This window comes from Neobacillus terrae (assembly GCF_011393025.1).
Lineage (GTDB): Bacteria > Bacillota > Bacilli > Bacillales > Cytobacillaceae > Neobacillus_A > Neobacillus_A terrae.
The window spans coordinates 1-6,782 of sequence record NZ_JAAOEO010000056.1 but is presented as its reverse complement, the minus strand read 5'-3'; the positions used below and the strand labels follow the sequence as shown (position 1 = coordinate 6,782).

General features: G+C 32.4%; 6 protein-coding genes and 1 pseudogene. 2 read left to right on the top strand and 5 right to left on the bottom strand.

Translation table 11 applies throughout. The annotated features are described in order from the left end of the window. Positions 1-172 precede the first annotated feature (172 nt). The 4 genes from G8761_RS26380 to G8761_RS26365 form a co-directional block, all read right to left on the bottom strand. The gene (locus G8761_RS26380) at positions 173-607 is read right to left on the bottom strand and encodes a DnaD domain protein (RefSeq protein ID WP_166030902.1); all 435 of its coding nucleotides are present in this window, start codon (positions 605-607) and stop codon (positions 173-175) included. 464 nt (positions 608-1,071) lie between these two features. Continuing rightward, a complete protein-coding gene (locus tag G8761_RS26375) occupies positions 1,072-1,554 on the bottom strand; it encodes a DinB family protein (protein WP_166030903.1) in 483 nt (160 codons plus the stop codon). A gap of 555 nt (positions 1,555-2,109) precedes the next feature. Further along, the gene (locus tag G8761_RS26370) at positions 2,110-2,829 is read right to left on the bottom strand and encodes a MutS-related protein (protein ID WP_207789363.1); all 720 of its coding nucleotides are present in this window, start codon (positions 2,827-2,829) and stop codon (positions 2,110-2,112) included. Positions 2,830-2,860: 31 nt separating this feature from the next. Further along, a complete protein-coding gene (locus G8761_RS26365) occupies positions 2,861-3,349 on the bottom strand; it encodes a DinB family protein (RefSeq protein ID WP_166030900.1) in 489 nt (162 codons plus the stop codon). Positions 3,350-3,562: 213 nt separating this feature from the next. Between G8761_RS26365 and G8761_RS26360 the strand changes: the two are divergent. Together G8761_RS26360 and G8761_RS26355 are read left to right on the top strand one after the other, a co-directional pair. After that, positions 3,563-4,578, top strand: a pseudogene (locus G8761_RS26360) (IS1595 family transposase). Positions 4,579-4,593: 15 nt separating this feature from the next. Continuing rightward, positions 4,594-5,571, top strand: coding sequence for an HD domain-containing protein (locus tag G8761_RS26355; RefSeq protein ID WP_166030899.1), 978 nt, complete (start codon positions 4,594-4,596; stop codon positions 5,569-5,571). 307 nt (positions 5,572-5,878) lie between these two features. Here the strand turns inward: G8761_RS26355 and G8761_RS26350 are convergent, their stop codons facing one another. Further along, positions 5,879-6,376: a DinB family protein gene (locus G8761_RS26350; protein ID WP_166030898.1), complete on the bottom strand. Its 498-nt coding sequence runs from the start codon at positions 6,374-6,376 to the stop codon at positions 5,879-5,881. Between the last annotated feature and the right edge of the window lie 406 nt (positions 6,377-6,782).

Here is a 6,782-nt window from a genome sequence, read left to right as displayed (position 1 = left end):
CATGCTTATTTTTAGTATACCATGGCAAAATTTCTATTTTTATTGAAAAGTCTTGACAAACTATTAGCTGGTTTAGCAAGAAAAAGGGCTGCATCCACAACCCTTTATTAAGCATAAGCCTCCGTTTGTTTAAGTACAATGTTTCACAAACTTTCCATTTTTTTATAAATAATCATATATATTTCTTCTGCTGTTCTCTAACATAAGAAATCGCTTTTTCAATTGTAAATATTTTTTCATTAAACCAATTTTCACCTATTTCTCTTACCATCGGGTGAACCATTCCGATTCTACTTACAATTGCAACATAATCAAATAACACATATATAACGTCATCTTTTAATCCCAAAAGTTGCAAATCCTTAACAAGCTTTATATCATCCTCGGTAACAGTTCCGTAGCGTTCTTTAATAAAACCGTAAGGTGTTGTAGATTTCGCCTCATTAATATACCATTCATCAGATGTCATTCCAGTTTTAGCTTTGAATTGTTGTTCGTTCCATTCCTCTATTGTTATTCCGTGTAATTCCTTAAAACGTTCTTCTGGTGTCTTACCGTGGACTACTCTATTATTTGTCTTTTTGAAACTTTTTTTGTCTTTCATCATCCTTTTCACCCTTAATGTTAGTTTTTAATAAATGATAATATTGAGCTAAACTGCCCGTTAGTCTTTATTAAACAATCGCTATTATAAAGGGGCTAGACTCTTTTTTTAATATAAACTGCAAGTACAAAAGGAATAAGAGGAAAAAGAACAAGCAGTCTAAACAGATTCTCTGCACCACCAAAATATAGTGACGGTAAAATAAGGAAAATTCCACTGCATATTAAAACTTTCCAAGATTTTTTCCATGTGCCAAATATTAATAATAAGAATGATGCAATAATTAAAAACCAAAAAATAAAGCCCACCCAATAGAACCCCATTTGTATTCCCCCAATATATGTCTAATAAATTATATTCTGGAAGAAAATACAAATTCCTTCTTCAACTAACCTGCCATTTAGTGCAAAAGAACTTAATCATAAAGAGTAATGCAAATAAAAAACTTTGTTAACTAAATGAACTGTTTAGAGAAAAGTATTCCAACTGTTTTGTAGTTTCCTTATATATATAATTTGGCCGATATGGTATGCATTATGGGTAGTTGCATTTCCGAGGATTTGCCACCACGAAGCCTTTTCCGAAAAACCGATAACATCACTTTCTAATTTATCAGGAGATAGTAATCCTTCCCACCTGAGGAGAACATCCAGCAACATTTTTTTCAAATCATTAAAGGTCATATCTTCAGGGATTATAAAGCTTTGTTCATTACTTCCAATTGAAGGGACAGCGTCTATTCGCGATTTAATATACCTAGTCTGCCAGGATTGATTCCAATAGGTAAGATGCTGTACTATCTCAGCTATACTAAAACAATTTTCATTTGGCTTCCAATATGCTTGTTCTTCTGTTAAATCCTCAACGGATTCTAAAAATGGTCTGTACCAACTAGGGTCATTAGCATTTGCTAAGAACTGATCAGACAGAATATTTTTTACATGAATCAGTTTAATCACTCCTCGATACTAGGGATCTTAAAAATATAAAGATGAATTTCTTACAATTTAGGTTCGTGAAGACCACTACAAATTCCTTTTTGTTCTTCAACTAACCTGCCCCTTGCCCCTTTAGCTGAATAAGAGAAAAGGGCTGTTATGCTCTTATTTTTAGATAAGACCTAATTAAGTTCTTCCCTGGAAACAGAATAGGCCTTGGAAAAGGGAAGTCCTCTTTCTTTTAGGCTGTTTTCGTAAAAATTGTTGCTATACCATAAGGATATAATTACATTAACAAAAAAACTCGCTTTAGAAATTTGCGAGTTTTCTTTGTTATATAAGGATTTGCTTATTTAACTAAAGCACCCTATAGTTAAAGGGAAAATATTCGCAATTTCCTTTAACTGATATGTGTTAATTCCAATATCTTTAAGAGAGTTTATTAATTCGGAGAATAGGTAGTTGTACTGGAGAAAAAATAAAAAAATATTTTCATTGTCCTAATTCATATAAATTTTAATAAGCCCTACCAAACACTCTTATAGATTATGGTTATTTTTTTGCTTGTTAATTCCATTCTTTTTTTTCTTCAAACTTATTAGCTAAAGAATTTGCTAATTTTGTAACTGAGGACGGGTAATCCATATGCTCAAGCAATTTAATTGCATTTTTAGTTGTGGAAGGTCCTGGATGAATTTTATAGTTGAAATATACACTGTCTTCTTGAACTGTTTCGTGAAAATGATAGTTATTAAATCCACTTACCATCGTTGCTAATTCGATGTCGTGTGAAGCAACCAAAGTCATACCCTGATGTTTTCTAAGCCATTCCATAATTGAAGCTGACGCTGCAATGCGTTCTACAGTATTTGTTCCACGAAGGATTTCATCAATAAAAGACAAACAAGGAACACCAGATTCGACTGTTTGAATAATCCGTTTTAACGACTTAATTTCAGCTATGAAATAACTATCTCCATCAATGACATCTTCCTGAATCGCCATTGATGAAAGTACATAGCTAGGCTTCATACTCCAACTACTTGCAAGTACTGTGTTAATCGTTTGAGCTAAAATTGCGTTAATTGCAACAGCCTTCATATAGGTTGATTTACCAGAGGCATTCGAACCGGTAATCAAAGTCAATTTATTGAGATGGGAAGAGTTTTTTACAGGTTCCTTTATTAAAGGATGATACATTTCTTTAAAAATTAATTCTTCACTATTAATAAAAGTTGGTGTGCAACAATACTTCACAAACTTACTCAATGAGAAAGGCAATGTCAATTAAACATTGCCAAAATTCTTCTTGAATAAATTAATCTTCTGTTCCTAAAACATCTGTATTTGGGGGTTCGTATCCCATCTGTCGAAGCATTGCTACTATTTGCCCTTTGTGATGAAACTCATGGGTAATCGTGTGCATTAGCAATTTACCAGGAGTAATAGATATTTGTTCAGTTGCTTCTCTCCAAGGGATTTTTCTATCAATTAGCACGTTTAAATTATGTCCATGTAGTTCTAATAATTCATTTACAATTAAATCCACTTGATCAAATCGTGCTATTATTTCCTCTATATTGAGATTATTTAGTTCTTCCCTATGAGTAAGTGGCTTTTTTGTCTTCAATAAAACAAATGAGCCTAGCCATGCAACATAGCAATCTGCTATATGAACTAATGTGTCTCTTACACTTTGCCAACCGAAACCATTTGTATGAGTAAAATGATTAGGATCTAATTTCCCACAAAAATCTAAAAGAGTTCCTCTAGTTTCTCGAACCCATCCATACTCGTGTTGAAGCATCAAAACACCCTCCTTTAACAAATATAACTACTTATTTCAATACATGTATAGAAAATCCCTTTCTTTACTGGATATTCATTTATTAATAAGGCTCTGTTAAATAATTCTGTTGATATTTGATTGAAACAAACAAATGTTCTATAATCAAACTAAGAACATTTGTTCGTAGAGATGGAAATGACTTTAAGTGAATTGATAGCGGAGATTTAAAAGTTGAATTCAGCAGAACAACATCGTTTAAAAGAATTTTTTATCAATTCACTTGGGTCTTTTTCTGCAAGTGAACCTGTATTTCAAGAAGTAACTGAACGAAAAAACAAAGACGGTTATACTTGTATTCATTGTGGCTCTAAACAAGTAGTGCGGTTTGGTAAATATACTGTAAAGCTCGGACTGAAAAGTGTTGAACGGCAACGATACCGTTGTAAAGACTGCCAAAAAACTTTAACGGATGTGACTTCTACTCCTCTTTATCGTACCCATAAACCTGACAAATGGTTAAATTTCATTAAATGTATGTTAGAAGGGTATTCCCTTCGTAAATCAGCAGACCTTATAGGAGATGTTCATTTTGTGACTTTGTTCTATTGGAGACACAAAATATTGTCAGCGTTGAAACAAATTGACTTCGATTCATTCTCAGGAATTGTAGAAATGGATGAAACGTATTTTTTGTATTCCGAAAAAGGAAAAAGAAATATAGAAGGGCGAAAACTTCGTAAACGTGGAGGTTCTTCAAAGTTTCGAGGTATAAGCCACGAACAGGTTTGTGTGTTAATTGCAAGAGACCGCCAAAAATCGACTTATTCAGGTGTTCTTGGCAGAGGGAGGATTGTGAAAACTCAATTAGATAAAGCTGTTGGCACAAAATTGACAATAGACAATACCCTTTTGCACTGATGCTTGGAGAGCTTTCTCCACCTATGCTAAAAGCAAAGGATTGGAACATTATCGGTTTAAGTCAGATGGAACAGAACGTGTTAAAGGGCTATATCATATCCAAAATGTCAACAACTATCACAGTAGATTAAAAGGTTGGATGCAACGATTCAATGGCGTGGCAACAAAATACCTCGACCATTTTAAATTTAAGTTGGTTTCATTTCTTAGATATTGTGAAACATCGAAGTGATAATGCATCTATAACAAAAATAATTGTGGAAAGCTGTTTATTCTCCACCACCGCTACAAATGAAAGGCTTAGACTATCAAATTTCTGTAAGTCATAAAGGGGTGTAAGATAAATGAAGATAATAGATAGTATTTATGGCGATTATTTAATAGATGGAATTCTGGAAGAACTTATTTTTAGTAAACCAGTACAAAGACTAAAAGGTGTTTACCAAGGAGGAGCAAGTTATTTTGTTAATGATAAGTGGAATGTAACAAGATATGAACATTCCATAGGTGTAATGCTCCTAATTAAAAAACTTGGTGGCTCTTTAGAAGAACAAATTGCAGGATTACTTCATGATGTATCCCATACTGCATTTTCACACGTTATTGATTTTGTGTTTGAAAATAAAAATGAAGATTACCACGAAAAAATTTATCATCAAATCATAACTGATTCAGAAATTCCTCGTATTCTTAGTAAATACGGATATGATTATAGAAACATTCTATTAGACAACTCTAACTGGAGTTTGCTCGAACAACCAGCTCCTGAGTTATGCGTTGACAGGATAGATTATACCTTGAGAGATATGTATCAATACGAAAACATCACAAAAGAAGAAATTGAAATATTCTTAGATAATCTAATTATTAGAGAAGGGAAAATATACCTAAAGGATATTAAAACTGCTGAATGGTTTGTAAGAACTTATTACAAAGAGGTTATTGATTTCTTTATGAATCCTCTTAATATTTATGGTTATGATTTCTTGGCTAAGACTTTAAAAATCGCTTTGGATAAAAAAATAATTGACATAAATACACTGCTCGGAACAGATGAAGAAGTAATGAACTTCTTGCGATTATCCAACGATAAAGATGTTAAAAACCTTTTAAATCATTTACATCGAAACGTAATTGTTAAAGAAGATAAGGTCGAATATCATTTACATCGTAAAAATAAATTGAGACTCATTGACCCATCTGTATTCTATGATGACCAACTTAAACCTTCTTCTGAATTATCAATTGAAATTAAAAAGATGAATGAAAACGCTAAGAGAAAAGCTGATGAAGGTATGTATGTAAAAATAATTTCAAACTAATTTACTTCTTGAACTTTAGATATAAAAATTACCAAGGGGCTTCAAGTAAGAAGTCCCCAATATTTATTTAAAAACAACAATAAAGTTTAACATAGCCATTAATAAAATAAAGGCTTTCATATGTTCAAAATTCTTGTAAAATGTCCTTTCATAAATTAAGAAAAAAGATTCGCCGTAATTGTATTTTTTAACATAACTGCCCGTTACTTTAAGTGTGTTGTTTCACAAATTAAATTTAAACATTATTTCATCTGTTATTTGGTGTAATATCCTGCCCATTCGTGACAGCTTCAAAAAACAACTTGAATTAATCCAAGTTGTTTTCCTTTAAGAATTGTATGATTTGTCTCTTGTGGTGGTTATCGTGGTCAGTAAATTCCTTAATAATATACATAAGAGAATAAGGTGTTCCTGTATGTGGGCAATGAGTTATTCCGTTGGCAGGTAAGGGTTTATTTAATTTTTCAATAGGAAACTCGTTTAGTTCTTTTACAAGCTGATTCCTTGTATCTCTCGCTTCTTCAATAAGTTTTAATTGTGATATACCTGATTTTACGTAATCTGATGCCTTTTTATTGTAGGTATCAAAATCAGGAAACTCCATCCCTTTTTCGTTTCGTACCGATGGGAGGACTTCTAATAATAGATGGTTATCCCACTTCATAAGATGGGCTATTATTTCGCTTACAGACCATTTACCTTTGGCTATTGGTTTAGACCATAATGCGTTGTCTAAATCAACTAATGTCTTTAACCAGGGTGAGTATTGTTTGAAATTACTTATTATGTAACTTGCCTCACTCAATATATTTCCTCTTTTCAAAGTTAATTTTTAGAATATTATAACATAAAAGCTCCTTTTTACAAACGTATGTTCTCATATATTTTATATTAATTTATAAGATGAATTTTCATTTCTTGTTTAACTAACCTGCCCGTTAGCCATCCATGCAGCACAAAATCAGTGCTGCACCACAGAGAATGAAAATGGGTAGGAAGTGTCCATACTGATACTGACCTTAATCCAGTCCACGCCACTCCTTAGACTTATTAATTAACGCTCTCCTCTTTTTTTTTATCGATTGAGCAGGGTCTTCTTTTTTCCAATCTTAAAGAAACTTATTTTCATGATAATACCATAAGAATTTACCTCTCCAATTCAATATATTCTCTTAGTAATTTCCACTCATTACCCTCTTTTCTCCATACAA